The organism is Streptomyces sp. NBC_00009 (genome assembly GCF_045040855.1).
Taxonomy (GTDB): Bacteria; Actinomycetota; Actinomycetes; order Streptomycetales; family Streptomycetaceae; genus Streptomyces; species Streptomyces aureus.
The window spans coordinates 1,345,831-1,372,410 of sequence record NZ_CP108312.1 but is presented as its reverse complement, the minus strand read 5'-3'; the positions used below and the strand labels follow the sequence as shown (position 1 = coordinate 1,372,410).

General features: G+C 69.7%; 25 protein-coding genes and 3 pseudogenes. 16 read left to right on the top strand and 12 right to left on the bottom strand.

Annotated features, from left to right (window positions below; translation table 11 throughout):
- Positions 1–33: 33 nt before the first annotated feature.
- Positions 34–441 (top strand): ribonuclease domain-containing protein, encoded by a 408-nt coding sequence (locus tag OHA58_RS06210; RefSeq protein ID WP_329569115.1) that lies wholly within the window; start codon positions 34–36, stop codon positions 439–441.
- 496 nt (positions 442–937) lie between these two features.
- Here OHA58_RS06210 and tnpA read toward each other — a convergent pair whose 3' ends face one another.
- Positions 938–1,342 (bottom strand): IS200/IS605 family transposase, encoded by a 405-nt coding sequence (gene tnpA, locus OHA58_RS06205; RefSeq protein WP_405477190.1) that lies wholly within the window; start codon positions 1,340–1,342, stop codon positions 938–940.
- Here tnpA and OHA58_RS06200 point away from each other — a divergent pair.
- From OHA58_RS06200 to OHA58_RS06185, 4 genes and pseudogenes are all read left to right on the top strand, one after another.
- A complete protein-coding gene (locus OHA58_RS06200; RefSeq protein WP_405477188.1) occupies positions 1,319–2,548 on the top strand; it encodes an RNA-guided endonuclease InsQ/TnpB family protein in 1,230 nt (409 codons plus the stop codon). The two genes, tnpA and OHA58_RS06200, sit on opposite strands and share 24 nt — an antisense overlap.
- A gap of 31 nt (positions 2,549–2,579) precedes the next feature.
- Positions 2,580–2,699, top strand: a pseudogene (locus OHA58_RS06195) (LuxR C-terminal-related transcriptional regulator); the annotation flags it as partial.
- An 83-nt stretch (positions 2,700–2,782) separates the two neighbouring features.
- Positions 2,783–4,030, top strand: coding sequence for an ROK family protein (locus tag OHA58_RS06190; protein WP_405477186.1), 1,248 nt, complete (start codon positions 2,783–2,785; stop codon positions 4,028–4,030).
- 45 nt (positions 4,031–4,075) lie between these two features.
- On the top strand, positions 4,076–5,257 hold the full coding sequence (locus OHA58_RS06185; protein WP_405477184.1) for a cytochrome P450: 1,182 nt from the start codon (positions 4,076–4,078) through the stop codon (positions 5,255–5,257).
- A 258-nt stretch (positions 5,258–5,515) separates the two neighbouring features.
- On the opposite strand, the gene OHA58_RS06180 is transcribed toward OHA58_RS06185, so the two are convergent.
- Positions 5,516–6,520: a Gfo/Idh/MocA family oxidoreductase gene (locus tag OHA58_RS06180; RefSeq protein ID WP_266675257.1), complete on the bottom strand. Its 1,005-nt coding sequence runs from the start codon at positions 6,518–6,520 to the stop codon at positions 5,516–5,518.
- A gap of 127 nt (positions 6,521–6,647) precedes the next feature.
- Here OHA58_RS06180 and OHA58_RS06175 point away from each other — a divergent pair, with 127 nt between their 5' ends.
- The 9 genes from OHA58_RS06175 (at position 6,648) to OHA58_RS06135 (ending at position 17,120) form a co-directional block, all read left to right on the top strand.
- On the top strand, positions 6,648–7,385 hold the full coding sequence (locus OHA58_RS06175; protein WP_405484812.1) for a GntR family transcriptional regulator: 738 nt from the start codon (positions 6,648–6,650) through the stop codon (positions 7,383–7,385).
- A 92-nt stretch (positions 7,386–7,477) separates the two neighbouring features.
- Positions 7,478–8,467, top strand: coding sequence for a sugar ABC transporter substrate-binding protein (locus tag OHA58_RS06170; RefSeq protein WP_405477183.1), 990 nt, complete (start codon positions 7,478–7,480; stop codon positions 8,465–8,467).
- A gap of 209 nt (positions 8,468–8,676) precedes the next feature.
- Positions 8,677–9,681 (top strand): sugar ABC transporter substrate-binding protein, encoded by a 1,005-nt coding sequence (locus tag OHA58_RS06165; RefSeq protein WP_375983260.1) that lies wholly within the window; start codon positions 8,677–8,679, stop codon positions 9,679–9,681.
- Positions 9,678–10,727: an ABC transporter permease gene (locus OHA58_RS06160; RefSeq protein WP_405477180.1), complete on the top strand. Its 1,050-nt coding sequence runs from the start codon at positions 9,678–9,680 to the stop codon at positions 10,725–10,727. Before OHA58_RS06165 ends, OHA58_RS06160 begins: the two co-directional genes overlap by 4 nt.
- Positions 10,724–11,524: an ATP-binding cassette domain-containing protein gene (locus OHA58_RS06155; RefSeq protein ID WP_382474626.1), complete on the top strand. Its 801-nt coding sequence runs from the start codon at positions 10,724–10,726 to the stop codon at positions 11,522–11,524. Before OHA58_RS06160 ends, OHA58_RS06155 begins: the two co-directional genes overlap by 4 nt.
- 175 nt (positions 11,525–11,699) lie before the next feature.
- Positions 11,700–12,884 carry an ROK family glucokinase gene (locus OHA58_RS06150; RefSeq protein ID WP_405477178.1) on the top strand — a complete coding sequence of 395 codons (1,185 nt, stop codon included), beginning with the start codon at positions 11,700–11,702 and terminating at the stop codon, positions 12,882–12,884.
- A complete protein-coding gene (locus OHA58_RS06145) occupies positions 12,884–13,462 on the top strand; it encodes a sugar kinase (protein WP_405477176.1) in 579 nt (192 codons plus the stop codon). The genes OHA58_RS06150 and OHA58_RS06145 overlap by 1 nt, the downstream gene beginning before the upstream one ends.
- Before the next feature lie 940 nt (positions 13,463–14,402).
- Complete coding sequence (locus OHA58_RS06140) at positions 14,403–15,932, top strand: FAD-binding oxidoreductase (RefSeq protein WP_405477174.1); 1,530 nt, start codon at positions 14,403–14,405, stop codon at positions 15,930–15,932.
- Positions 15,933–16,313: 381 nt separating this feature from the next.
- Complete coding sequence (locus tag OHA58_RS06135; RefSeq protein WP_405477172.1) at positions 16,314–17,120, top strand: RimK family alpha-L-glutamate ligase; 807 nt, start codon at positions 16,314–16,316, stop codon at positions 17,118–17,120.
- 165 nt (positions 17,121–17,285) lie between these two features.
- Here the strand turns inward: OHA58_RS06135 and OHA58_RS06130 are convergent, their stop codons facing one another.
- The 8 genes and pseudogenes from OHA58_RS06130 to OHA58_RS06095 form a co-directional block, all read right to left on the bottom strand.
- Positions 17,286–17,594, bottom strand: coding sequence for a hypothetical protein (locus OHA58_RS06130; RefSeq protein ID WP_405477170.1), 309 nt, complete (start codon positions 17,592–17,594; stop codon positions 17,286–17,288).
- 622 nt (positions 17,595–18,216) lie between these two features.
- Positions 18,217–18,678, bottom strand: a complete 462-nt coding sequence (locus OHA58_RS06125) for a pyridoxamine 5'-phosphate oxidase family protein (RefSeq protein WP_405477169.1) — start codon at positions 18,676–18,678, stop codon at positions 18,217–18,219.
- 163 nt (positions 18,679–18,841) lie between these two features.
- Positions 18,842–19,534, bottom strand: a pseudogene (locus tag OHA58_RS06120) (transposase); the annotation flags it as partial.
- A 118-nt stretch (positions 19,535–19,652) separates the two neighbouring features.
- Entirely contained in the window at positions 19,653–20,189 is a 537-nt protein-coding gene (locus OHA58_RS06115) for an SMI1/KNR4 family protein (protein WP_405477167.1), read from the bottom strand.
- A gap of 238 nt (positions 20,190–20,427) precedes the next feature.
- A pseudogene (locus OHA58_RS06110) lies at positions 20,428–20,779 on the bottom strand (transposase); the annotation flags it as partial.
- Between the two features lie 121 nt (positions 20,780–20,900).
- A complete protein-coding gene (locus OHA58_RS06105) occupies positions 20,901–21,254 on the bottom strand; it encodes a hypothetical protein (RefSeq protein ID WP_405477165.1) in 354 nt (117 codons plus the stop codon).
- Between the two features lie 142 nt (positions 21,255–21,396).
- Complete coding sequence (locus tag OHA58_RS06100) at positions 21,397–21,915, bottom strand: hypothetical protein (protein WP_405477163.1); 519 nt, start codon at positions 21,913–21,915, stop codon at positions 21,397–21,399.
- A gap of 101 nt (positions 21,916–22,016) precedes the next feature.
- Positions 22,017–23,972 (bottom strand): amino acid transporter, encoded by a 1,956-nt coding sequence (locus OHA58_RS06095; RefSeq protein ID WP_405477161.1) that lies wholly within the window; start codon positions 23,970–23,972, stop codon positions 22,017–22,019.
- Positions 23,973–24,300: 328 nt separating this feature from the next.
- Here OHA58_RS06095 and OHA58_RS06090 point away from each other — a divergent pair, with 328 nt between their 5' ends.
- Positions 24,301–24,750: a hypothetical protein gene (locus OHA58_RS06090; RefSeq protein WP_405477159.1), complete on the top strand. Its 450-nt coding sequence runs from the start codon at positions 24,301–24,303 to the stop codon at positions 24,748–24,750.
- A 278-nt stretch (positions 24,751–25,028) separates the two neighbouring features.
- On the top strand, positions 25,029–25,346 hold the full coding sequence (locus tag OHA58_RS06085) for a cytochrome P450 (RefSeq protein ID WP_405477157.1): 318 nt from the start codon (positions 25,029–25,031) through the stop codon (positions 25,344–25,346).
- A 34-nt stretch (positions 25,347–25,380) separates the two neighbouring features.
- Here the strand turns inward: OHA58_RS06085 and OHA58_RS06080 are convergent, their stop codons facing one another.
- Together OHA58_RS06080 and OHA58_RS06075 are read right to left on the bottom strand one after the other, a co-directional pair.
- Positions 25,381–25,458, bottom strand: a complete 78-nt coding sequence (locus tag OHA58_RS06080) for a 50S ribosomal protein bL37 (RefSeq protein WP_405484810.1) — start codon at positions 25,456–25,458, stop codon at positions 25,381–25,383.
- 31 nt (positions 25,459–25,489) lie between these two features.
- Positions 25,490–26,338, bottom strand: a complete 849-nt coding sequence (locus tag OHA58_RS06075; RefSeq protein WP_405477155.1) for an SDR family NAD(P)-dependent oxidoreductase — start codon at positions 26,336–26,338, stop codon at positions 25,490–25,492.
- Between the last annotated feature and the right edge of the window lie 242 nt (positions 26,339–26,580).

Here is a 26,580-nt window from a genome sequence, read left to right as displayed (position 1 = left end):
ACGTCATGCTCTACGCGCGTCACACTAGGGGTCATGCGAATCCCCCCACGAATCGCCAGTGTCACTGCCCTCGCCGCCGCCCTGCTCATCGGCGGCCCCGTCCTCGCCGGTTCGGCCACCGCGGCCCCGGCCCCCGTCACGTACTCCGTGACCGCCGTCGGCGACATCTGTTACTCGGCGCTGCCCTCCCAGGCCCACGACACCCTCGACCTCATCGAGCAGGGCGGCCCCTACCCGTACGACCAGGACGGCACCGTCTTCCAGAACCGGGAAGGCGTCCTGCCCTCACAGTCCACCGGCTACTACCACGAGTACACGGTCATCACCCCCGGCTCCCCGACCCGCGGCGCCCGTCGCATCGTCACCGGTGAGCAGTCCCAGGAGGACTACTACACCGGCGACCACTACGCGACGTTCGACCTCGTCGACTACGGCTGCTGAACCGCCCGCGGTGACCGGCGCCGTCAGCTCCTGACGTCTCCGATGCGGCGAACAGGGCGAACGCGAGCACGATCAGCGCGATGCTCCCGTACACCTCGTAGCCGTCGAGGAAGCCGAGGTGCTGGATGACGCCCCAGCTCAGCCACCCGGTGAACTCGTGCAGCAGGCCGACCGCGCCCTGAATGAGCGCGATCGCGCCGATGAACTCCAGAACCTTCTTCATAGGTGACAACCTCGCCCCGCGGACCTCCCACGCACATCGGCCGCGGGGCGAGGCGCGTCCCGCCGGAAGACGGGCTTTCCGGCGCGACGCGCCCACCGAAGTCGCAGGCGCAGGCGCCCCGACTTTCGTCTACCAGGTTCATCGGCAGCGCTCCGCCGTTCATGGCGGAGGTGAAGCCGATCTGGTCGTAACGGCGCGGAGCGCCGTAGCGTCTGGTCCTGTCGTGAACCGACGCGAGTCGGGTGGCATTCCGGGGCTGGAGAGAGGTTGTGGTCAGGTGGCGCGTTGCTGTTGCCGGATGTACTGCTTGACCACGGTGAGGGGTGCTCCGCCGCAGGAGGCGGCGAAATAGGAGCCGGACCAGAAGCGCCCACCCCACAGGAAGCGGCGCACATGGGGCTCGAACTCCTGGCGCAGTCGGCGTGAGGAGACGCCCTTGAGGGAGTTCACCAGCTTCGACAGGGCGACCTTGGGCGGATAGTGCACGAGAAGGTGCACGTGGTCGTCCTCGACGTTGAACTCGCGCAGTTCGGCCTCGAAGTCTGCGCAGACCTCCCGCATGATCTCGTCACACCGGTCCAGCATCGTCTCCGTGAACACTCCGCGACGGTATTTGGTCACGAACACCAAGTGGACGTGGAGGTCGTAGACCACATGACGACCGGTTCTGACATCCATGTTTGGCTTCAGGCCCACGCGGCGCGCACCACGTGGAACCTGCTGCACGACTGGTGGACGATGCTGCCGAAGACGAAGCGGACCCTGGCGGCGGCCGACGCGGTGATTCGCCAGGGCCGCCGGGAGTTGGACTGGCTCGGCGTGCTGCCCGCGCAGGCCGCTCAGGCGGTGTTGAAGACCTACTTCCAGGCCTGGAAGAACTGCTGGGAGGGACGCGCCGGAGCGCCGGACTTCAAGGCCCGCTTCCGCACCAGGATGAGTATCGACATCCCCCAGGGCCGTGACCTGCAGGTGGTACGGGTCCATCGTCGGTGGGGCATGGCCAACATCCCCAAACTCGGCCGGGTCCGCTTCCGCTGGACCAAGGACCTGCCCGTCGGCAAGCACGCTGGGAAGGACCACCGGATCACCGGGGCCCGGCTGATCAAGGACGCCCTGGGCTGGCACATCGCCTTCCGCGTCACCAACCTCGCCGAGGCCCCGGCCGCGCATCCCGGTCCGCAGGTCGGCATCGACGCCGGGATCACCGTCCCGCTCGCCCTGTCCGACGGTGAGACGGCCGAGCACGGTCCCTGGCTCAGCAAGGAGGAAGAGGTGCGCCTGCTGCGCTTCGAGCAGCACGCCGCCCGCCGCAAGGCGCATCGCAAGAAGGGTGAGCGCACCAGTCGCCGCCTGCACAAGACGTACGACCAGATCGCTCGCATCCGCGCGACAGCCAAGCGAAGGCGCGAGGACTGGCAGCACAAGACCACCACCGCCATTGCCGAGACGTACGGCACGGTGGTCGTCGAAGCACTGCACATCACGAACATGACCCGCTCCGCAAAGGGCACCGTCGAGCAACCGGGGACGAAGGTCGTGCAGAAGGCGGGCCTGAACCGCTCCATCCTGGGCGAGGCCTGGGGACGCACCGTGGCGCTGCTGGCGTACAAACTCGCCCACCGCGGCGGCACCCTCGCCCAGGTCCCCGCCCAGGGCACCTCGCAGGAATGCGCCCAGTGTCACACCGTGACCCCAGGCAGCCGCAGGAGCCAGGCGGAATTCGTGTGCAACAACCCCGCGTGCGGCGGGGAAGGCAACGCCGACCACAACGCCGCCCGCACCGCGCTCCACCGATTCCGGACGGGCCATGCGCTCGTCCCGGCTGCCGGGAGGGCAGTCGTCAGGCGCGCTGGTCACGGCGTCGAACCCGCCACCGCAAGGTAGGCAGGAATCTCCCGGATTTACCGGGAGAGAGCTTCAAATGAGCGTCGCCACCGTCAAGGCTCACGTCTCCCGCATCCTCGCGAAGCTCGGCCTGAACAACCGCGTCCAGATCGCCCTCCTCACACACGACGCGGGACTCCTGGACGACTGACCCGTGCGGCACGGGTAAATTCACAGTGTGATCCGGGCGCGGGCGAACAGTGCCCAGGGTCCGCCGCACGGGGGAGGATGACGATGGCCGGACCACGCCGGCGCACGGTGCGTGACCTCAGACGCAACAACCGCGCCACGGTGCTGCGCAAGCTCTACTTCGACGGGCCGCTCAGCCGACAGGAGCTGGGACCCCTCACCGCGCTCAGCTCGGGGTCGATCAGCAACGTCGTCTCCGAACTCGTCGCCGACGGCCTCCTGGAGGAGGCCGGTTCGGTCGACTCCGACGGCGGCAGGCCGCGCACGCTCCTGCGCGTCGCCCCGCACTGCGGCCACCTCGCCGGCGTCGACATCGGCGAGACACGCGTACGCGTGGAGCTGTTCGACCTCACCCTGAACGAACTTGCGCGCGTGGACGCCCCGTTGCCCGACGGACACCATGACGCGCAGGACGTCGTACGGATCGTCGCGGCCGGCCTTGCGCAGGTGCTCGACGAGGCGAAGGTCGCCCCGGACGCCCTCATCGGCGTCGGCATCGGCGTGCCCGGCATCGTCGACGCCTCCGATGCGGGCGGCGCCGTCGGAGCCGTCGTGCACGGCCAGGCCATCGGCTGGGACGCCGTCCCCCTCGAAGCGATGCTCCGTGACCGAGGTGAACTCCCGCCGGAACTGCCCCTGTTCGTCGACAACGGCGCCAAGACTCTGGGTCTCGCCGAGATGTGGTTCGGCGCGGGCCGCGGCGCCCGCACCGCCGTCGTCACCCTCATCGGCTCCGGCGTCGGCGCCTGCGTCATCGCCGACGGCGTCCCCTACCAGGGCTCGTCCGGCAGCGCGGGGGAGTGGGGCCACACCACGCTTCAAGTCGGCGGGCGCCGTTGCCGGTGCGGGGCGCGCGGCTGCCTGGAGGCATACGTGGGCGCCGAGGCGCTGCTCGAACGGTGGCGCGAGAGCGGCGGCCACTGGACCTCGACCGACGAGGAGGGGGCGCTCGCCGAACTCCTCGCCGACCCCGGCGCCGGTGAACTCCTCGACGAGACAGCCGAGTTCCTCGGCGCGGGCATCGCCGACCTCGTCAATCTCTTCAACCCGGAGCGCATCGTCGTCGGCGGCTGGGCCGGGCTCCTCCTCGGCCCCCGCCTCCTCGAACCGGTCCGGCGGGCGGCCGCCGCGTACGCCCTGCGCCACCCGTACGCGCAGACCACGATCGAACTCGGGCGCCTCGGACCCGACGCGGTGACGGTCGGCGCGGCGACCCTGCCGCTCGCGCGCTTCCTCGCCGAGGGCGGCGCGGCGATCACCTCACGGGAACCGATCGCCAGTGGCGCGAGTTAGATTCAGCAGAAGCCGAGGGTCAGGGTCATAGCGAGGGGCGGCGCCGTGGGGGAAGCGATCGATCTGGGCGAGTACGCGGGCTTCACGGCCGACCCGTATCCCGTCTACGAGGAGCTGCGCGCCCGCGGCCCGGTGCACCGGGTGCGGCTGCCCAAGCCCGCCGACGACGGCGAGGCGTGGCTGATCGTCGGGCACGAGGAGGCGCGCGCCGCGCTCACCGACCCGCGCCTGGTCAAGTCCCCTGCCAGGCTGGGCTTCTCCGGCCTCGACGAAGAGCTGATCGGCACCCATCTGCTGATCACCGACCCGCCGCACCACACGCGGCTGCGCTCCCTCGTCACCCGCGCCTTCACCGCACGCCGGGTCGAGTCGCTGCGCCCGCGCATCCAGCGCATCACCGACGACCTGCTCGACGCGATGCTCCCGCACGGCCGGGCCGACCTCGTCGAGTCGTTCGCCTTCCCGCTGCCGCTCACGGTCATCTGCGAGCTCCTCGGCGTCCCGGACATCGACCGCGCCGACTTCCGGCGCATGTCGAACGAGGTGGTCGCGCCGAGCGACCGCGACGGCGAGTACGCGACGTTCGTGGAACTCGCCGCGTACCTGCGCGACCTGATCGAGGACAAGCGGGCGTCGGCCCCCGCCGACGACCTGCTCAGCGCCCTGATCCGCACGACCGCGGAGGACGGCGACCGGCTCTCGCCCGACGAGCTGTGCGCCATGGCCTTCATCCTCCTCATCGCGGGCCACGAGACGACGGTGAACCTGATCGCGGGCGGCGTACGCGCCCTGCTGACCCACCCCGACCAACTCGCCGCGCTGCGCGCCGACATGACCCTCGTCGGTGGCGCCGTCGAGGAGATGCTGCGGTACGAGGGTCCCGTGGAGAACGCGACGTACCGCTTCACGGTCGAGGACACCGAGGTCGGCGGCACGGTCATCCCCGGCGGCTCCGCAGTCCTCGTCGGTCTGGCCGCCGCCGACCACGACCCGGAGCGCTTCCCGGAGCCGGACCGCTTCGACATCCGGCGCGACGCGCGGGGCCACATCGCCTTCGGGCACGGCCTCCACTACTGCCTCGGCGCACCCCTGGCCCGCCTCGAAGGGCAGATCGCCCTGCGCTCACTTCTGGACCGCGCCCCCGCGCTCGCACTCGACGGCCCGGCGGACGACTGGCTGCCCGGCATGCTGATACGCGGCGTGCGAAGCCTGCCGGTCCGGTGGTGACCGACGCCCCCGCGCGCGGCATGGCCGGCCGTACCCGCACCCGCCGACCTGCCCGGAGACCCCCATGACCGCACCACGCGACAGTGACAGCCCCCAGGAGCTGGACCTCGCCCTGGCCGCGAAGCTCCTGGACGCTCAGCCGTTCAGCCGTCTCGTGGGCGCCCGGCGCACCGCGTTCGGTGACGGCGAGGCCACCATCGAGGTCGACATCAGGCCGGAGCTGCACCAGCAGAAGGGCTCGCCGAGGGGCCCTGGGGATCAGCCCCCGGGGATCTCCTCCATCCGGACCAACCGCCGTTCCCGGCGGGACAGTTCGCAGGCCTCCGCGATGCGCAGCGCGTGCAGCGCCTCGCGGCCGTCGCACGGGTTCTCGCGTTCGCCGCGCACCACGTCGACGAACGCGACGAGCTCCGCCTCGTACGCGGGGGCGAAGCGTTCCAGGAAGCCGGGCCAGGGCTTGGACGCGGCGGGCGGGCCCTTGGGCTCGGTGGAGGCGACGGGTGTGCGGTCGTCGAGGCCGACGACGACCGTGTCCAGCTCGCCGGAGAGTTCCATGCGCACGTCGTAGCCCGCGCCGTTGCAGCGCGTCGCCGTCGCCGTGACCAGCGCGCCGTCGTCCAGCGTGAGGACGGCGGCCGCCGTGTCGACGTCCCCGGCCTCGCGGAACATCGCGGGTCCGGCGTCGGACCCGGTCGCGTACACCTCCGTCACCTCGCGGCCGGTCACCCAGCGCAGGATGTCGAAGTCATGGACCAGGCAGTCCCGGTAGAGGCCGCCGGAGAGCGGCAAGTACGCGGCCGGCGGCGGCGCCGGGTCGCTGGTCATGGCCCGTACGGTGTGCAGCCGGCCGAGACGGCCCGAGCGCACCGCCTCGCGCGCCGCGGTGTACCCCGCGTCGAAGCGGCGCTGGAAGCCCAGCTGCAGCACCGTCCCGGCCCGCTCGACCTCGGCGAGCGCGGTCAGTGTGCCCGGCAGGTCGAGGGCGATGGGCTTCTCGCAGAACACCGGGAGCCCGGCCCGCGCCGCCCGCCCGATCAGCTCGCCGTGCGCGGACGTCGCCGCCGTGATGACCACCGCGTCCACGCCCCACGAGAAGATCTCGTCCACCGTGGGCGCCGCCGTCGCGCCGATCCGGTCCGCGAGCGCGACGGCCCGCTCCGGGTCCGCGTCCGTGACGACGAGCGAGCCGACCTCGCGGTACCGCTCCAGAACTGCTGCGTGAAAGGTGCCGATACGGCCCGTCCCGATAAGTCCGATGCGCATGCAGTCAAGGTGCCGCCCGGGGAACCCGCTGTCAACGGTTTGTCCGGACAACCGAACTTCACGACTTCCCGTCAACATTCCTTGCGACTACGCTCGGCCCGTGGCCAAACCAGTAGTCGATCCGACCGTGTCGCTCCAGCTCAGCGTGGACCGCAGCAGTCCGGTCCCGCTCTATTTCCAGCTCTCCCAGCAGCTGGAGGCGGCGATCGAGCGCGGCTCCCTGACGCCCGGCAGCCTGCTCGGCAACGAGATCGAGCTCGCGGGCCGGCTCGGTCTGTCCCGGCCCACCGTGCGCCAGGCCATCCAGTCCCTCGTCGACAAGGGCCTCCTCGTGCGCCGCCGCGGCGTCGGCACCCAGGTCGTCCACAGCCAGGTCAAGCGCCCCCTGGAGCTGAGCAGCCTCTACGACGACCTGGAGGCGGCGGGCCAGAAGCCCGAGACGCGTGTCCTGGCCAACACGCTCGTGCCGGCGTCCGCCGAGGTCGCGGCCGCGCTCGGGGTGGGGGAGGGCGACGAGGTGCACCGGGTCGAGCGGCTGCGGCTGACCCACGGCGCCCCGGTCGCGTACCTCTGCAACCACCTGCCCACCGGGCTGCTCCCGCTCGACACGGAGCGGCTGGAGGCGACGGGGCTCTACCGGCTGATGCGCGCCGCCGGGATAACCCTGCACAGCGCCCGCCAGTCCGTCGGCGCCCGCGCAGCGACGGTCGAGGAGGGCGAGCGGCTCGCCGAGCCCGCGGGCGCTCCGCTCCTGACGATGCAGCGGACCACGTTCGACGACACCGGCAGACCCGTCGAGTTCGGGTCGCACACATACCGGGCGTCCCGCTACTCCTTCGAGTTCCAGCTCCTCGTACGGCCGTAAGAATGTTATGACAAAGTCATTGACGGTGCCGGGTACCCACCGCTAGAACTCCTCCAGCCGCACACGGGCGGCGAGGAGAGAGGTGGCACACCATGCGCACAGCCCGCACGGCAGCAACCCTCATTGCGGTCGTCGCACTCGCGGCCGGATGCAGCAGCTCCGGAGGCAAGACCTCCGAGGACAAGGCCGACGGCTCCACGGGCGGCAAGTCCGCCGGCACGCCCCGCCTGAAGATCGCGATGGTCACGCACTCCGGCGAGGGCGACACCTTCTGGGACATCGTCCAGAGCGGCGCCAAGCAGGCCGCGGCCAAGGACAACGTCCAGTTCCTCTACTCGAACGACAAAGAGGCCAAGGGGCAGGCCGAGCTGGTCCAGTCGGCGATCGACAAGAAGGTCGACGGGATCGTCGTCACCCTCGCCAAGCCCGAGGCCATGAAGGCCGTACTCGCCAAGGCGAAGGACGCCGGGATCCCGGTCGTCACGATCAACTCGGGCGGCGAGTTCTCGCAAGCGTTCGGCGCGCTCACCCACATCGGGCAGGACGAGTCCGTGGCCGGTGAGGCCGTCGGCAGCGAACTCAACAAGCGCGGCCGGAAGAAGGCGCTCTGCGTCATCCACGAACAGGGCAACGTCTCCCTGGAGCAGCGCTGCGCCGGCGTCAAGAAGACCTTCAAGGGCACCGTCGAGAACCTCAACGTCGAGGGCACCAACGCCCCCTCGTCCCAGTCGTCCATCGAGGCCAAGCTCCAGGCGGCCAAGGACATCGACGCGGTCGTCGCGCTCGGCGCCCCCACTGCGGCCGTCGCCGTCAAGGCGAAGCAGGACGCGGGCAGCGAGGCGGAGGTCGACACCTTCGACCTGAACGCGGCCGTGGTCAAGAGCCTCAAGGCCAAGGACGTCGGCTTCGCCGTCGACCAGCAGCCCTACCTCCAGGGCTATCTCGCCGTCGACGAACTGTGGCTCTACAAGACCAACGCCAACGTCATCGGCGGCGGAAAGCCCGTCCTGACAGGCCCGGCGATCGTCACCGAGAAGGACGTGCCGAAGCTCGAGAAGTACACCGCGCGCGGTACCCGGTGAACGGATGCATGGTCCCAGTGCCTGCTGTGCCTGCCCGGGGGACAACCCCCGGACCCCCGGCCGGAGGTGCGGCGCGTTGCCCGGGACCTGCACGGCCGCTGAAATCCCCGGTCGGGGATACTGAGGCGTCCGGGGCCCACGATGCGCCCCCCGGGTCCGGTTCGCCGGGGCCGGAGTACCAGGCAGCACAGCAAGAAGGGCACGGCCTCGTGGCACGGTTTCGGAGCTGGGTGAGCATCGCCCTCGCAGGGGCAGTCGGTCTCACCCTCGCGGGGTGCAGCAGCACCGGCGGCAAGCGGGCGGAGGACGCCAGGAAGGCGGCCTCGGCCCAGGGCAAGGCCGCGGTGAACACCCCGCGCTGGACCGTCGCGATGGTGACCCATTCCGGCGACGGCGACACCTTCTGGGACATCGTCCAGAGCGGCGCCAAGCAGGCCGCCGTCAAGGACAACATCAACTTCCTGTACTCGCACAGCGACGAGGCGCAGCAGCAGGCCCAGCTCGTGGACGCGGCCGTGGACAAAAAGGTCGACGGCCTGATCGTCACGCTCGCCAAGCCCGACGCCATGAAGGCCGCCGTCGCCCGCGCCGAGAAGGCCGGCATCCCCGTGATCACCGTGAACTCCGGCTCCGAGGAGTCCAAGAAGTTCGGCGCGCTCACGCACATCGGCCAGGACGAGACGATTGCGGGCCAGGCCGTCGGCGAGGAGCTGAACAAGCGCGGCCGCAAGAAGGCCCTGTGCGTCCTGCACGAGCAGGGCAACGTCGGCCACGAGCAGCGCTGCGCCGGCGCCAAGGAGACCTTCAAGGGCCAGATGCAGAACCTGTACGTCGAGGGCACCAACATGCCCGACGTCCAGTCCTCCATCGGCGCCAAGCTCCAGGCCGACAAGTCCATCGACTCCGTCGTCACGCTCGGCGCGCCCTTCGCCGCCACCGCCGTGAAGGCCAAGCAGGACGCGGGCAGCAAGGCCGAGATCGACACCTTCGACCTCAACGAGAAGGTCGCCGCCGGCCTGAAGGACGGCACGCTCGGCTTCGCCGTCGACCAGCAGCCCTACCTCCAGGGCTACGAGGCCGTGGACCTGCTCTGGCTCTACCGCTACAACGCGGACGTCCTCGGCGGCGGAAAGCCGGTCCTCACCGGACCGCAGATCATCACCAAGGACCAGGCGGCCAAGCTCGAGGAGTACACGAAGCGGGGGACCCGATGAGCGCCGTCGCACCAGGGACCCCGCCGCTGACGGACGAGCGGCTCCTGAAGTCATCGCCGCTGCGCAAGCTCATGGGCCGGCCCGAACTCGGCTCGGTCGTCGGCGCCGTCGCCGTCTTCCTCTTCTTCGCGATCTTCGCGGACAGCTTCCTGCGGGCCTCCAGCCTCGCCACGGTCCTGTACGCGTCGTCGACGATCGGCATCATGGCCGTACCCGTGGCCCTGCTGATGATCGGCGGCGAGTTCGACCTCTCCGCCGGCGTCATGGTCACCACGTCCGCGCTGATCTCGTCGATGTTCAGCTACCAGATGACGGCGAACGTCTGGGTCGGAGTGGGCGTCTCGCTCCTGCTCACGCTCGCCATCGGCGTCTTCAACGGCGTCATGCTGACCCGCACCGACCCACCGAGCTTCATCATCACGCTGGGCACGTTCCTGATGCTGACCGGCATGAACCTCGGCTTCACCAAGCTGATCAGCGGCACCGTCTCCACCAAGTCGATCTCCGACATGGAGGGCTTCTCGTCCGCCAAGGACGTCTTCGCCTCCACGCTCACCGTCGGCGGCGTCGACTTCAAGATCACCATCCTGTGGTGGCTCGCCCTGATCGTCGTCGCCACCTGGATCCTGCTGCGCACCCGCGTCGGCAACTGGATCTACGCGGTCGGCGGCGGCGAGGACGCGGCCCGCGCCGTCGGTGTCCCGGTCAACAAGACCAAGATCGGCCTGTACATGGGCGTCGCCTTCGGCGCCTGGATCTCGGGGCAGCACCTGCTGTTCTCGTTCGACGTCGTGCAGTCCGGCGAGGGCGTCGGCAACGAGCTGATCTACATCATCGCGGCCGTCATCGGCGGCTGCCTGATCACCGGCGGCTACGGGTCCGCGGTCGGCGCGGCCATCGGCGCCCTGATCTTCGGGATGACGAGCAAGGGCATCGTGTTCGCCGAGTGGAACCCGGACTGGTTCAAGTTCTTCCTCGGGGCGATGCTGCTCCTCGCGACCCTGCTCAACGCGTGGGTCCGCAAGCGCGCGGAGGCGACGAAATGACCGAGACCGCAGAACGCACGGCGCTTGTGGAGCTCGACGGCGTCAGTAAGTACTACGGCAACATCCGGGCCCTGGAGGACGTCTCCCTCGTCGTGCACGCGGGCGAGATCTCCTGCGTCCTCGGCGACAACGGCGCGGGCAAGTCGACCCTCATCAAGATCATCGCGGGTCTGCACAAGCACGACTCCGGGTCCTTCAGCATCGAGGGCGAACAGACGCGGCTCGCCAACCCGCGCGAGTCCCTCGACCGCGGCATCGCCACGGTCTACCAGGACCTCGCCGTCGTCCCGCTGATGCCGGTCTGGCGGAACTTCTTCCTCGGCTCCGAGCCGACGAAGGGCTCCGGCCCCTTCAAACGCCTGGACGTCGACCTCATGCGCCGGACGACCCACGCGGAGCTGCTCCGCATGGGCATCGACCTGCGCGACGTCGACCAGCCCATCGGCACGCTCTCCGGCGGCGAGCGCCAGTGCGTGGCGATCGCCCGCGCCGTCTACTTCGGCGCCAAGGTCCTCGTACTCGACGAGCCGACCGCCGCCCTCGGCGTCAAGCAGTCCGGCGTCGTCCTCAAGTACGTCGCCGCCGCGCGCGACGCGGGCCTCGGCGTGGTCTTGATCACGCACAACCCGCACCACGCCTACCTCGTCGGCAACCGCTTCGTCCTCCTGAAGAGGGGCACGATGTTCGGCAGCTACGCACGCGACGAGATCACCCTCGACGAACTGACCCGCCAAATGGCAGGCGGCAGCGAACTGGACGACTTGCGCCACGAGCTGGAGGGCCGGGACGCTCCGTAGGCAGCGCGCCCCAAAGGGGCGCGGGGCTGTGACACGTGCGGCTCCGCCGCGGGGCGCGACAAGCCACGACGAACCCGCGCCCGAAACAGAACCGGCGGTAGCGAACGGCCCACCGCGGGTGACCCGCACGGCACCGGTCCGCCCGAGCGGCGAGCGAACTGGCACAATCGGCGCGATGAGCACCTACCGCGACCTCGCACACCGCGGCTCCGCACGAGCCACCGTCCTGCGGACCGTCGGCACGCGTGAGCGCCGTTCCCACCTGACGGCGCCCCGCGTCCCGACCGTCGGTATCGACATCGGCGGTACGAAGGTGATGGCGGGTGTCGTCGACGCCGACGGCAACATCCTGGAGACCCTGCGCACCGAGACGCCGGACAAGTCCAAGAGCCCCAAGGTCGTCGAGGACACCATCGTCGAGCTGGTGCTTGATCTTTCCGACCGGCACGACGTGCACGCCGTCGGCATCGGCGCGGCGGGCTGGGTCGATGCCGACCGCAACCGTGTCCTGTTCGCCCCGCACCTGTCCTGGCGCAACGAACCCCTCCGGGACCGCATCTCCGGCCGCCTCGCCGTCCCCGTCCTGGTCGACAACGACGCCAACGCCGCCGCCTGGGCCGAATGGCGTTTCGGAGCGGGCCGTGGCGAGGACCACCTCGTCATGATCACGCTGGGCACCGGCATCGGCGGCGCGATCCTGGAGGACGGTCAGGTCAAGCGCGGCAAGTTCGGCGTCGCCGGCGAATTCGGCCATATGCAGGTCGTCCCCGGTGGCCACCGCTGCCCGTGCGGCAACCGCGGCTGCTGGGAGCAGTACAGCTCGGGCAACGCGCTCGTGCGCGAGGCCCGCGAGCTCGCCGCCGCGGACTCCCCGGTCGCGTACGGGCTCATCGAGCGCGTGAAGGGCAACGTCTCCGACATCACGGGCCCTCTCATCACCGAGCTCGCCCGCGAGGGCGACGCCATGTGCATCGAGCTGCTCCAGGACATCGGCCAGTGGCTCGGCGTCGGCATCGCGAACCTCGCGGCCGCCCTCGACCCGTCCTGCTTCGTCATCGGCGGCGGCGTCTCCGCGGCCGACGACCTCCTGATCGGCCCGGCCCGCGACGCCTTCAAGCGCCACCTCACCGGCCGCGGCTACCGCCCCGAGGCCCGCATCGCCCGCGCCCAGCTCGGCCCCGAGGCCGGTATGGTCGGCGCCGCGGACCTCGCGCGGCTCGTCGCCCGCCGCTTCCGCCGCGCCAAGCGGCGTCGCGTGGAACGGTACGAGCGCTACGAGCGTTACCACCAGGGCAAGGGCTTCGGCCTCGGCCCGCAAAGCCCGGCGAGCGCCGCCGGCGAGAATCAGGGAACCAAGTAATGACCGTGCCACGCCAGCCCTCGTCCCCCGACGAAGGGCAGCGCCCCCCTGAGAACCGCCGACGGGTCATCCGCCGCCGCGCGCTCACGCTGCTCACGATCGTGCTGCTCATCGGCGTGCCCGCCGGCTATCTGGTGATCTCCGCGGACCAGAGCCGTAGCAGCGGCAAGGACAAGGAGGCCAAGTACTCCGCGACGGGCCTCACCATCGGGTGGCCCTCCAAAGTCCAGCGCCGGCTGTACCAGGTGCCGATCCCGGTCTCCACCGCCAAGGGCGTCGCGTACTACGAGACGAACAACCTCAGGACGAGCCGCCTCTACGCCCGCTTCCGCACGACGGACGTGGGCCTCGACAAGTTCCTGAAGACCATCGGGACCAGCTCGTCCAAGTTGAAGAAGGACGAGATAACCATCAGCGCGCGCAACCAGAAGGTCGTCGGCTGGGTGTTCGGCGGCCCCGGCCCGTACTGGGGCCTCACCCACAAGCAGAAGAACCCCGAGCCGACCCTGGACATCGTGGTGAACCGCGCGGACCCGGCGAAGCCCGTCGTGTACGTGGTGTCGACGACGACGCCGTAGCGCCGGCGCGCACCCGGCGCCGCTCACCGCTCCTCGCGGTCGGCGGCCTCCCGAACCCCGTACACCACCAACCCCAGGCATACACTCCGTGCGCACTCACGGGCCTCGCCCCGAACCCTCACAGAGCGACTGGATGGCGTGGAGCAAGTGAGTGAGACGAAGACACCTGCCCTCCAGTACCGCCTCGACGGCCCGGACGACGCCCCGGTGCTCCTCCTCGGACCCTCGCTCGGCACCACCTGGCACATGTCGTAGAAGCCGTCTTCTGACGTCCATGTGGTCCGGGGCAATGCTGTTTGCGCAGGTGGGGGCCTTGGGGTTCCGGTGCGTCGATGGTGTTCGTGACAGGCGTGTGCCAGAACAGGCGATGCAGAACCCCCCGCTGGCTCGCCCAGCCGGGGGTTCTGTCGCGTACTGAGTCGGGCCCGGCCGCATGTACGTCCCCCGGTTCGAAGGTACGGGATGACGCGAGGAATGGATGGCCGGCAGCGCTTGCCTCGGGAGGAACGGGCGCAACGGCGTCACATGTCGGGCGTGATCACCGGCCGCACCTGGGGTGCCGAGGGGCGCGCCCCTCGGTCATGCGGCGCGCGGGCAACCGGTTCTCGGTGAGGTGACGACCGTCTCACGCGTGGTGCGGGACCAGATCACCAGGCATCAAAGGGCCTATCCCGCCGGTCGCAGCGACAGATCGCCGTAGTACACCAGGCCCAACGGCGGGCCGTAAGAGTGGGTTCACCTGCTACTACCCTCGTCAGCATGTCTCGCGTATACGGGTGTCTCGCTCCTTCGCGTGAATCGACGGCATTCCTCGGTGTCACAGTGGGTGACTGTCCAGGCGTGCCCTCATCGTGGGTCCGGCCCACCAACCAGGGCCTCTGCTACTTGTGCCCGGGCCTGATGGGCCCGGTGCCTGAGCTCACCGCGAAGGGGTTCGCCTGTGGAGACCGGCCGACGAGAAGTGCTGCGAACCGGAGCGGCCGTCGTGGCCGCCGGGAGCCTGATCGGGCTGGGCGGCGGGGGTGCGGGCGCCGCCGCCCCCGCCGATGCGGCCGCCGCCCGTTCTCTCTTCGCGGGCGAGGGGGTCGAGCCGGCCGCGTGGCGTGAACTGAGGCGGAGCCTCAGTCCGGCCGCCCGTCTCTACCGCCCGGGGGGCGTGGAGTACGCGGCACGGGCGACGCCCGACAACCAGCGTTACGCATCCGTCCGCCCGGCCGGTGTCCTCGCCTGCGCGACTGAGGGCGACGTGGCAGCCGCGATCCGGTGGTGTGCCAAGCACGGCGTGCCCTTCGCACCTCGCTCCGGGGGGCACAACTACGCGGGCTACTCCACCACTCCCGGTCTGGTGATCAGTCTGCGCGCGCTGAAGGCGGTGGTCCCACAAGGGCAGCGGCTGCGTCTGGGTGGCGGCGCCACGAACTCGGACGTGTACGCGGCCCGTGCGGCCAACCTGTACTTCCCCGGTGGGCGCTGCCCGGCCGTGGGCGTCGCCGGGCTGACCCTCGGCGGCGGGCTCGGGTTCAACGACCGTAAGTGGGGTCTGACCTGCGACCGGCTCACCGAGACCCGGGTCGTACTTGCCGACGGGACGCTGGTACGCGCGGCCGACGACGAGAACGCCGACCTGTTCTGGGCCTGCCGGGGCGGGGCCGGCGGCAACTTCGGCATCAACACCGGCTTCGTCTTCGACGCCGTGTCCGTCGCCCGGCTGCGCGCCACCGTCTTCGACCTGACGTTCACACTGGACGCGGGCGTCCAGGTGATGGAAGAACTGCGGCACATCCTCGACGCGGACCGCGACAACAACTTCGACGTCCGGGTCGGCTTCAAGCACACGGGCGACGGCACCACCACGCTCTGGCTCCTCGGGCAGCGGCTCGGCGATGAGAACGCCCTGCAACGCCTGTTCACGCCCCTTCTGCAGCTGCGACCGACGCGGACCTTCATCGAGGAGCGCGGATTCTGGTCCGCGCAGGACTACCTCATGGAACCCCTCGGAGCGAAGGAAGCCTACGCCTCCAAGTCCCTCGTCCCCGACCAGTGGCCCACTCCCGACACGGTGGCCGCCGTCGCCGACTGGACACGCGGCTGGCAGCCGGGACCCGGCCGGGCCACCGGCTACGTGACCCTGTTCGCCATGGGCGGCGGCAGCGCCGCGCCCCGTCCGCACGAGACGGCCTACCCGCACCGCGGCGCGACCTTCGTGATCGACATCGGCACTCACTGGAAGCCCGGCGCCCCGCCCACCCAGGTACGCGCCCTCTTGGAACAGACGCGTACCGCCCATCACATGCTTCGCCGCCGCCTGTCCACCCGCGCGGCCTACGTCAACTTCCCCGACCCGGACCTGCCCGACTGGCAGCACGCCTACTACGGCCGCAACTACGACCGCCTGGTCGCCGTCAAGCGACGCTACGACCCCGCCGGCCTGTTCCGCTACCAGCAAGCCGTCGGCCGTCCCCGCGGCTGAGACCGACAGCCCCCGGTTTACAGAAACGGCCCGTCGGTGAGGCCGACGGGCCGTCACGCAGGCGGTCGGACCGGAGCGGTGGCGAAGCACCCTCGCTCCGTCAGATCGCCGTGTCGCTCACCGCTGGAAGGTGCGGTTCATCTCAGCGATCCGCCCGGGGGCTGACGGCCGACCCGTTCGCCCCAGCCGGCGACGGCGTCCGCGACCACTCGATCCTCAAATACATTGCGGCGCTGAAGAACAACCTCAGCTGAATTCCGCCCGGTTGCGCCAGATGTTCGTGCCCGAACGCACTTCCGGCAGCGGACGGCACACACGTACTCCCGTTGGTCACTGCCCCGCTTCAAGCGGGCAGCTGCGTCCCGGAGAGTTGACCGCCGAGTGAGGATCAGCCTGCTGACCGCCGTACCCGAGCATCCGATCCTCACCGCCACCGCAGCCCTGCTCGCAGAAGAGGGCCACGTCGTTGAGCATCTTCTGCCGGGCCGGACTGCCGAGCAGGCTCCCCTCGCCGACGTCTACCTCCTCAAAGCCAATACCCCGGCCGCGCTCGCCGTCGCCCGCCGGCTGGAGGGGCTCGGCGCGCAGGTGGTCAACTCGGCTGCCTCGACAGGGTTCTGCCAGGACCGGGCACGCATGGCCCGCCTCGCAAGGCGCGCCGGGCTTCCCTTCCCCGCCACTACCGAGCTGCCCGGGCTCGACGCCCTGCTGGCACATGGACCGGTGCGCCGACCGCTCGTGGTGAAGAGCCGCCGCAGCCGTCGAGGCAACCTGGTCGCTCTCGTTGCCGACGACGAGCGGCTGCGTGAACTCGTCGGCCAGTGGCCCGGTGAGCCCGTGGTTGTCCAGGATCTGGCACCAAGCACCGGCTGGGACCACAAGGTCTGGGTGGTCGCCGGTCGGATCTTCGTAGAACTGCGCCACTCCGAACTGGCCGTGGGGGAACAGCTATCCTCCCGGGCCGTTGGCGAGCTGCCGTCCGGCTGGTCCGAGCTCGCCCTGAGAGTGGGCGAGGTGTTCGGCCTGGACGTGTACGGGGTGGACATCCTGGATGTCGGAGGCGCTCCGCTGATCGTGGACGTGAACGCCTTCCCCGGGATACGAGGACAGTCGGCCGCTCCAGCGGCCCTGGCTCGCCTTGCAACCGAGGTCGCCGCCGGAGAGATCTCCCCGCGCGTGATCGCGTAATCGCGGGAATGCCCCGGACCCGGGTGGGCCGACCGGTGCGGTGAAGCGCACCAGCCGTATCCCGCCTCCGGCAGACCGGCCGCGTAGGGGGTATTGCCCGGCGGCCCGTGAACCCGCGGCGGCCGCGGACGTTCACGACTGCCGCGGGCCGTGGTGGGTCTGTTCTCAGCCGTCGTCGCGGACGCACACCGCGTAGGCCGTGTACGGGTAATGCGTGTCGATGTGCACCGTCCAGCCTGCACCGTCCGGATGAGGACAGTTCATCTTGACGCTGTCCGTGTCGTTCATCGAAGGGGCATTCCAGCCCCCACCGGTGACGATGTAGCCCTTCGGGGCCTTCACTTCGACTCTCTGCGTGCCTTCGGCTTCGACGATCTTGTACTCCAGGCCGGATCCGTTCTTGCCGCCGAGAGCGACGTACGCGGTGTCGCGAACCTTTCCGGCGGTCTTGGCCGCACCGTCAACGATTCCCATCTGGCACTCCTTCACTACGGGGGACAGGGCGCCACATGGGTACCCGGCACGCTCCGTGACCTACGCGGCTGTCACTCCAACGGGCCTGGGCGGTGGCCGTCATCCGCGGCACCGCCCAGGCCCTGCCGCCCGCAGCAACCGCACCGCCCCGGCCTTGGTTCCCGCCAACCGAACGCTTGGTCACGGCCGGACCACCGCACCCGCCCGGACGCCGAATGCCATGTCGTCCAAGGTTGAGCGCGGTGTGCCAGGGGCGGTGGCGGGATTGCCGCCCACCTCGGTTCGGGACGCGGACTCGGACTCTGCTCCCGCCAGCCGTAGCAGCAGTCCGGCGATCTGCTGTGTTGACGGCGGCTGAGCCGGAGTGGGTTGGTCTGTTCGCGGGACTGAATGAGCGGCAGTTCCGCAAGCTCGTGGTGCTCGTGCGCGTCGGGGTGGGGGCAAGCCCACCGGCGGCCGACCGTCGGCCCTGCCTCTGGAGGACCGCATATTGCTGGCGGCGGCGTACTGAGGGAGTGCTTCAGTCGGCCACTGAGAAGTTCAGTTGGCCGTTCTGGTGTGCTCAGCATTGATCTGCGTCGTCGCGATCGGAGAATGAGGACGCCTCACCTGGCGACCGAGGCTACTCCAGCCACGCTCCCTCGCGCATGAGGACTCTGCCGCGCAGTTCCGGCTCGCCGCGCCAGGCCAGCACCGTCTTCGGCGCCACGCGTATATACAGAAAGGGGCCTTCCTCCGCACGTGGGTCCCACCCGAACTTTTCGGCGAACGCATCCGCGGCGCCCTCCGGCACGCCCCGGTCCGAGAAGCACTCCGCCTCCCCCTGCAGGAGCACCACATCGAAGGTGTCAGGCAATGCCAGGCGCACACGGGGCTCCTTTCGCACATTACGCGCAGTCGCGGAGGTCTCGCCGGTGCACATCCACACGGCCTGCCCGTCCCACCAGAACCACAGCGGCACTTGATGCGGGCCGTGATCCGGATGAGCCGTCGATACCCATATATCCCGTTCTCCAACGAGCCGTTCAAGAGTGTCGCGCCTGCGCTCCGGCACATCACGACGAGCGATTTCCGTGGTCTGCATGAACGCCGACACTAATCAGCGGTTCCGAAGCGCGCATGAGGCGTTGGTCCTACTCCCAGCGACCGACAAGCCACTCAGCCCGCAGCTTGGGGGTGTGGCCAACTGTGAGGCTCAGGCCGACCAGCTGAAGTGCTGAGTCACAACCGACCGTAGCCAGCAAGATCACGATCTCCAGCCAGATCTTGTTCTGTGCGGCCTCGTGCAGGAGCAGGTTGCGCAGGCCGGCGGCTCGGGCGGACCGGATCCGGTCTTCTGTGCGGGCCCGCAGTCGGTGACGAAGCTCCAGCTCGGCGACCGGACGGTTGGCGGTGTTCGTGGCGAACCACGTGATCCGCATGCCGTCCGCGTCGGTGATCCTCAACTGGCCGCCGGGATGCGGTCGTTCCTTGCGGACGATCAGCCGCATGCCCTTGGGCCGGCCGCCGAGGACGTCACTGGTCAGTTCGGCGACCCAGGCCCCGTCACGGACCTCTCCGTCCGTCTCGATGGCCGGGGTCCAGACCGATGCCGGGATCTTCAGCACGTGCTGGTGGATGGTGCCGGTGATGGTCACGCCGACCGAGTAGGGCAACCAGCGGCCCCGTCGGGCGAGCCAGGTGACGCACTCGGCCGCATCCTGCTTGTCCGAGTGCGCGACGACGAGGACACTGTCCGTCCACCGTCACCTTGGCGCCCGCATCCGGGGCACGGTCGCCAGCCAAGGACCAGACCCGGGGACTTCGGACCGTGCCAGGCGGACGGCGTCCAGTGCCTTCTCGCCCGAGGCAGCGAGGACGTCGATGAGGCGGGAAACGGTCGGATCGGATGCCACCAGGCCGAAGACGGCCGACTCGGACCGCAGCATGGCGATGTCCGCCTCCGCGCCCGCGATACGGAGGATGACGCTGTTGCCCCCGCCCTCCAGGCGGATCAGGTCGAACGACTCCTCAGCCATGAGGGCACCTTCCAGCTCGGCTCCCAGATACGACACACCGTCACTCATCGTCGCTGGAGCCGGGCTCGAAGGTCGGGTTGAGCGCGTACCGCGCCACCCCGAACGGCTGGAAATCGGCATCGGTAAGGATGCGGTAGAGGAACTCCGAGGTGGACATGTCGTACTGGTGCCATGGGCCGACGTCATCGGCCCGCGCGAGGACGGGGTAATCGCCCGGCCGCTCGGCATCGATCAGCCAGCAGTACTCGTCGGCCCATTCGGTGGAGCCCCAGTGGACCAGCCCCTTGCCGCCCGGCGCGTAGATCGCATAGGGCTCGACGGCGGAGACGCTTCCGAGCGCGCTGTCCTGGTCGACCGACAGGGCAACCCGCCACTGTGTCAGGAAGTCGAACGCGAGGCCCTCGTCGCGCCCCAGAAAGTAGACGGAGTCACTGAAGACGCCGCCGCCGAACGCCTCGTAGAGCTCCTTGTAGTCCGCCGGCAGCGCGACTCCTAGCTCTCCCTCGATCGCCGCCCAGTCGGCGGAGATCCCGAGCGGCTCCCACCCGGTCAGTTCGATCACTCGCTGAACCCACATACAACAACCTTTCGGACGGAGGGTCAGACGCTGAGGGTGCGGGTGAATGTCCGCGATATCACCCGCACCCGGAGATGCATCCCGGCCGCTGGTTCAGCCGGCGTTCCTCAGCCTGACGATCGCTCGCCTCAGGGTTGGAGGCCCGTCGGCGTGTCCCGGTCGTCGCCCCGGGCTCGTATTCTCCGGTGTCCATGTTGAGCCAGGTGATGGTGAGGTAGTCGGGAGTTCGGCAGGGCCGGCGGATGGCGGTCAGTGTCCGGGAGCCCGCTGTGGCGAGCGTACCGACCGGGCGGGAGACCGTCGGGTCAGAGGCCACCAGCCCACACAGGGCTGGTTCGGCTCGCTGCATCGCGATATCGGCCAGGCAGTCCTCGCTCAGGGCGGTCGCGAGCGTGAGATCCAGCAGGATGTCGCCCGGGTCGTGCACCGTCCGCGGCTTGCTCCACAGTGCGAGCGCCGCCGGCAACGCAGCATCCACGCCGCTCTTGCGGACCGTCTCCACCAGCAGCACGGCCCCGGCCTGCGAGACCACGGCACGGCCGTTGCCCTCGACTAGGACGGGGCGGGTACGACCCGCTGCGCGTCTTCACTCGGGAGTGCTTCTCCATCGGTGACGAACAGGACCTTCGGCAAGCCCCATCCTCCCAGTTCAGAGGCACTCCTCGCTTATTTGGTCAACCTTCGGACGGCCGCCTTCGTGAAAGCCCGAGGTTAGTTCGGCGGCGAGTTGGGTCCACTGCTGCTCGGGACGTGGACGACGTCGTCGAGTGAGCTGTCCGCGGCGTTGCTGTGCGGCAGCCCGCGGCGACCGAACGCGGCACTAACTTCCGCGGCGACCGAGATCAGGTGATGGACGTGCGATACGCCCAGGATGGCCTTGAGTTCGACCAGGAACGCGAGTACCTGGGTGTCGGAGCCGAGCCGGTCCACTTCGTCGATGGCGATGACGCCCTCGTGACTGTCCGGCAGGAAGCAGGAAGCAGGAAGCAGGAAGCAGGAAGCAGGAAGCAGGAAGAGGGAATCGGGGTCCTCGCTGAGCAGCCGGCCCGCCGCCGAGGCCGTCACGGGGCGGGTCTCCTCGACTAACGGCCCGGGTGGACCGTGATCAGGCCCAGCGGCGCCGCGCCGCTGGGCCTGCCGCGTAGGGCGTGGCGTCTCAGCCGGCGAGGTGAGCTGTCTTCAACGGGGACGGCTATCGCGTTGTCGTCTACTTCAGGCCGGAGGCGGAGAGAACCTCTCGTGCTGTAGTTCCGTCGATCTGTTCTCCCAACTGACGCAGCACGTCGGATCCGTGGCGCAGTGTGCCGCGTTCGCGGGAGCGGTGGGCGCCGGTGTCCAGTTCGTGCCAGAGCAGCGGGTTGGCGACGAGTACGCGGGGGTCCAGTTCCAGCCAGTGGCCGTACGCGTCCCTCAGGACGAGGTGTGCGGTGACACCGCCGTACTGCCGTACGGTCACCAGCGCGTCGGTACGCACCCGACGCCGGCGCACGAGCCCGCGTACCGCCAGCCAGCCGTGGCCTGCGGTGATGCGTGGCGGGAGCAGCACGGTGAACACCACGGCGGCCAGGGTGAGCCAGATGCTTGCGCGGAACATGGTGAGAGTGCCCGCGTCCCAGTCGGCCAGCGTGGCCATGCCCCAGGCCGCGAGAGCGAACCCGGACGCGAACCGGGCGTCGCCGCGCCAGTGGCGGTCGTCGGCCGAATCCCGGGGGCCGCTTCGCTTCATATGACAGACGCTAGGTCGCCCGGACCCCGGCGGATCCGACGCTGACGGCACCCTGACGCCGTGTTGCCCGTTCCTGACGCGTCCTTGACGCCCTCGCCGGCTCAGCCGACGTGGATCCGGGGGCGGCGGTCCCTGTCGGGTTCGGCCTCGCGCAGGACCTCACGGGTGACGGGTGCGACCTCGCCCTGGCCGAAGAGGAAGAAGCGGAGGAAGTTGGTGAAGGGGTTGCCCTCGGTCCATTCGAAGTAGATGTGCGGGGTACAGCCCGTGCTGTCGCGGACGTGCAGGAGGAGGGCGGCCAGGGCGTTGGGAATGGACGAACTCTCCAGAGTCAGGATCCGGTAGCGGTTGTGGAGGACCTCCCCGCGCACGGTCAGCTTCGACTCGAACTCCGAGGCATCGAGGACGGTGACCTCGACGAAGACGAAGTCCTCCGGGGAGGGGACGTCGTTGTCGTGGCGGATCTGCTCGATCTTCTCGCGGTACTCGGCCTTGTCGCGGTTGTCGGGCTCGTTGGCGATGAACCGGATCCGGCGGCTGGCGATGTCGCGTACGAACCGCTGCGCCATGTCGTCCAGGGTCACGCTGGTGACGCGCAGTTCGAAGGCGCGGGCGAGCCGGGAGAGGAACGAGACGAGCATGATGCCGGCGATGAAGCAGGCGCCGATCTTCACGCCGTCGGGGCGCTCGATGACGTTCACGACGGTGACGTAGAGGAGCACCGCCGAGACGACGGCGAAGGCGATGGTCCAGTTGCGCTGGCGGGCCTTGCGCGCGGCGATGGTCACCGCGATCGCCGCGGAGGACATCAGGACCAGGACACCCGTGGCGTAGGCGCCGCCCTGGGCGTCGACGTCGGCGTCGAAGATCCAGGTCACCAGGAATGCCACCAGGGTGAAGACGATGACCATGGGGCGTACGGCGCGCGCCCAGTGCGGGGCCATGCCGTAGCGCGGCAGGTAGCGGGGCATCAGGTTGAGTAGACCGGCCATCGCGGAGGCGCCGGCGAACCACAGGATGGCGATCGTCGAAACGTCGTAGACCGTGCCGAAGGCATTGCCGAGGTACTCGTGCGCCAGATAGGCGAGTGCGCGGCCGTTGGCCTGGCCGCCCGACTGGAACTCCTTCTCCGGGATGAGCACGGTCGTGATGAAGCTGGTCGCGATCAGGAACACGCTCATGATCACGGCGGCCGTGGTGAGCAGCTTCTTGGTGCCGCGGATCCGGCCTGTGGGCTTCTCCTCGGTGTCGGTGGCATCGCCCTCGACGTGCGGCATGACCGCCACGCCGGTCTCGAAGCCGGAGAGACCGAGGGCCAGCTTGGGGAAGACCAGCAGGGACACCCCGATCATCGCGAAGATGTTTCCGTGTTCGGCGGTCAGGGCGTTGGACCAGTCGGTGACCACATGCCCCGCGGACATCACGTGCCACAACCCCGTGATCACGACCACGGTGTTGAGCCCCAGATAGACCGCCACCAGGACCACGGCCACCCCGATCGCCTCGAGGAAGCCCTTGAGGAAGACCGCGCCGAGGAGCGCGACCAGGATCAGCGTGATCAGCAGCTGCTTGTCGTGGAGAGCGTCGGTCAGGTGGGGGTTCTCGACGAGGTGGGTGGAGGCGTCCGCCGCCGAGAGGGTGATGGTGATCAGGAAGTCGGTGGCGGCGAAGCCGAGCAGGGTGAGGACGAACAGCTTGCCCTTCCAGAAGGACAGCAGCCGCTCCAGCATCGCGATCGAGCCCTCGCCGTGCGGGCTCTCCTCGGCAACTCGCCGGTAGACGGGCAGCGCGCCCGCCAGGGTGACTATGACGAGCACGATCGTGGCCACGGGGGACAGCAGCCCGGCTGCGAGGGCCGCGATGCCCGGCTGGTAGCCGAGGGTGGAGAAGTAGTCGACGCCGGTCAGGCACATCACCCGCCACCAGCGCTGCCCCTTGTGTTCGGGCTCCGGCTCGACGGCCCGCTGCCCCTGCTGGTGCTTGGCCATGTCGGACAGGCCTTCCAGCATCCACCCACGCAGGCGGCTCGTGCGGGCGTCGTGGTCGGTGGCGGCCATGGGCGTGCTCCAGACGTACGGCTCTTCGAAAGTTTCCGGCCATCGAGGACACGGCAGCACCAGCGTATGCAGAGAGTGATCCCCAGGCCCACGGATGGCTGGGCCGACCGCGTCAAGGCTGCGTTAAGACCAGCCGGTCGCGCACCTTCACGGGTCACGCTTCCCAGGCGGTGAAACCGTCGTGAAACTGTCCTGATCCCGTATCACCTCCACATGCGGAGCAGTGCACAGCGACGCTTACTGAACCGATACGAAGCGGAGTCCCCACACGGCACTCGGTGACACCCGGTTCGTACGGGATCCGGCGAAGGCCGCGAAGGCCGCGGAGGTGGCGGGCGCGGGGGTCGGCGCGGAACTGCTCGACGGCGCGGGGCCGCCGCCGCAGTACCGGCAGTACCTGGAGATCCTGGTGTTGGTGGACGGGCCGGAGCACACCCGGCTGCGGACCCTTGTGATGAAGGCCTTCGCGCCGCGCCGGATAGCCGCGCTGCGGCCACGGAGCGAGCGCATCGCCGAGGATCTGACCGAGGAACTCGCGGCAAAGGGAAGCGAGTTCGACCTGCTGAGTGCCTTCGCGTACCCGCTGATGACGAACGTGATCTGCGAAATCATCGGGGTCGAGGAGGCGGACCGGCCGAAGGCGGGCGGCTGGATCCGCGACTATGAATCGGACGAGCCGGACCGCTTCCTCCCCGGGATCGACCAGCTCGCCGCGTACGTCGACGGCCTCCTCGACCGCCGTGCCGCCGAGCCGGCCGAGGACCTGGCTGGCCTCTGATCTGCTGCGCTCCAGCCCGGAGGCGGAGGCGGAGGCGGGGCAGCGGCTGAGTCGGCAGGAGATGATCGCGCTGGTCTTCCTGCTGATCAACACGGGGATCGCGCCGCCGGCGTTCTTCCTCACCGATGCGGTGCTCGCCCTCCTCGACCACCCGCAGGAAGTGGCACGGCTGCGCGCCGAGCCCGGACTGCTGCCGCGCGCCGTGCAGGAGCTGATGCGATATGTGTCCGCGGTCCGCGTCGGCGCCACCCTGTTCGCCACCGAGGACGTGGAACTCGGTGGGGGTCCTGGTCCGTCGCGGCGAGGGTGTGGCGAGCGCGCTGCCCGCCGCCAACCGAGACCCCGGCGCCTTCGCAGACCCCGGGCGTCTCGACCTCACCCGCGAGGCGGCGCGCGGTGGCGGGCACTTCGCGTACGGGCACGGCGCGCACCGCTGCATCGGCGCGGCGCTCGCCAACCTGCAGACCGAAGTGATCCTCGAGCAGTTGTTGCTGCGGCGCGACGGCCTCACCCTCGCCGTCGAGCGAGGCGACCTCCAGCGCGTCGGGTTCGCGGGCGACGGCACCTACGCGATCGGGCTGCCGGTCCGGTTCTGAGAACCGAACCGGTCGGCGGGAACGCGGACCTGACCTAGCGCTGGCCGGCCTTGCGGCCGTGGTTCGCCTTCTTCTTGCGGCGGGCTCTCTTCTTGCGGGATCGCTTCGACATGGGCGACAACTCCGTTACGCGGTTGGGAAGTTCAAGCGGCGCGGCCGACGAGGAGGTCGGCCAGTTTGTTGAGGCGCTTGACGGTGCGGTCCTCGGTGGCGGCGGGCGCCGGGTCGACGCGCTCGGCGCGGTCGTAGTAGGCGCCGTTGACGATTTCGACCGACGGGTCGCAGAGGCGGACGACGTGCGCGGCACCCTCGGTGGGCGTGACGCCGTCGTGGGCGTAGAGGGGGAGCAGCGCGGTGTCGCACACACCCGGGTGGACGGACACCGCGGTGACGCGCGGATCCGCCGCGAAGACCGTCAGGGCCAGCTGCGACTGGGCGTACGCGGCGAGCCGGGAGTAGCGGCGGGCGCGGTTGGGGTCGCTCCACTGGATGGAGCCGGTGCGGTGCAGGGAGGAGGAGACGTTCACGACGCGGCCGCCCGGATTTTCCCCAAGCTCTCGGCTTCGCTCGAGCAGGGGAGACCCCAACGTGAGTGCTGGTTCCAGCAGGCAGGTCAGCAGGTAGTGGGCGAGGAAGTTGACCTGGAAGGCGATCTCGTTGCCGTCGGCGGTGATGGTGTGCCGCTCGGGCGCCGCCATGCCCGCGTTGTTCACCAGGACGTCCAGGTGGGGGTGCTCGGCGACGACACGGGCCGCCAGGGTCTCGACCTCGTCCAGGCGGGTGAAGTCGGCGCCCACGGTGCACAGTCGGTCTGCGTCGATGCCGGCCGTCGCGACGAGGCGGTCGGCGGCGGCGCGGGCTTCCTCGGCTGTGCGGCCGTGCAGCAGCACGGTGGCGCCGCGTTCGGCGAGCTGCCGGGCGGTCTCCAGGCCGATGCCGGAAGTGGCGCCCGTGACGAGGAGGGTACGGGACGAAAGGGTGGCGTCAGACATGGTCCATCCGGGGTTCCGAGTACGGCTTCGTGTACGGCTCGGGTCCGCGTACGACAGTTGCGTACGGGCATGGAAAGGGGCGCCGGACGTGGGTCACGGCGCCCCTGGGCAGCGGAAGGCGCGTCAGCGGACGGCGGACGCGGGCGTTTCCGCACAGCGGGGCACACGGCGGGACGCCCGATGAGGCGGCCGGTCGATGAGGAGCCACTCGCTGTTCACGATGTCCATGGAACCGGTTGGAG

Bases quoted from the DNA above. Each gene is read 5' to 3' on its own strand.
- OHA58_RS06155 (WP_382474626.1), top strand. From the start codon at position 10,724: ATGACCGAGACCGCAGAACGCACGGCGCTTGTGGAGCTCGACGGCGTC.
- OHA58_RS06170 (WP_405477183.1), top strand. From the start codon at position 7,478: ATGCGCACAGCCCGCACGGCAGCAACCCTCATTGCGGTCGTCGCACTC.
- OHA58_RS06130 (WP_405477170.1), bottom strand. From the start codon at position 17,594: ATGGGAATCGTTGACGGTGCGGCCAAGACCGCCGGAAAGGTTCGCGAC.
- OHA58_RS06160 (WP_405477180.1), top strand. From the start codon at position 9,678: ATGAGCGCCGTCGCACCAGGGACCCCGCCGCTGACGGACGAGCGGCTC.
- OHA58_RS06145 (WP_405477176.1), top strand. From the start codon at position 12,884: ATGACCGTGCCACGCCAGCCCTCGTCCCCCGACGAAGGGCAGCGCCCC.
- OHA58_RS06200 (WP_405477188.1), top strand. From the start codon at position 1,319: ATGACGACCGGTTCTGACATCCATGTTTGGCTTCAGGCCCACGCGGCG.
- OHA58_RS06095 (WP_405477161.1), bottom strand. From the start codon at position 23,972: ATGGCCGCCACCGACCACGACGCCCGCACGAGCCGCCTGCGTGGGTGG.
- OHA58_RS06210 (WP_329569115.1), top strand. From the start codon at position 34: ATGCGAATCCCCCCACGAATCGCCAGTGTCACTGCCCTCGCCGCCGCC.
- OHA58_RS06190 (WP_405477186.1), top strand. From the start codon at position 2,783: ATGGCCGGACCACGCCGGCGCACGGTGCGTGACCTCAGACGCAACAAC.
- OHA58_RS06080 (WP_405484810.1), bottom strand. From the start codon at position 25,458: ATGTCGAAGCGATCCCGCAAGAAGAGAGCCCGCCGCAAGAAGAAGGCG.
- OHA58_RS06150 (WP_405477178.1), top strand. From the start codon at position 11,700: ATGAGCACCTACCGCGACCTCGCACACCGCGGCTCCGCACGAGCCACC.
- tnpA (WP_405477190.1), bottom strand. From the start codon at position 1,342: ATGGATGTCAGAACCGGTCGTCATGTGGTCTACGACCTCCACGTCCAC.
- OHA58_RS06180 (WP_266675257.1), bottom strand. From the start codon at position 6,520: ATGCGCATCGGACTTATCGGGACGGGCCGTATCGGCACCTTTCACGCA.
- OHA58_RS06075 (WP_405477155.1), bottom strand. From the start codon at position 26,338: ATGTCTGACGCCACCCTTTCGTCCCGTACCCTCCTCGTCACGGGCGCC.
- OHA58_RS06115 (WP_405477167.1), bottom strand. From the start codon at position 20,189: ATGTGGGTTCAGCGAGTGATCGAACTGACCGGGTGGGAGCCGCTCGGG.
- OHA58_RS06100 (WP_405477163.1), bottom strand. From the start codon at position 21,915: ATGAAGCGAAGCGGCCCCCGGGATTCGGCCGACGACCGCCACTGGCGC.
- OHA58_RS06125 (WP_405477169.1), bottom strand. From the start codon at position 18,678: ATGCAGACCACGGAAATCGCTCGTCGTGATGTGCCGGAGCGCAGGCGC.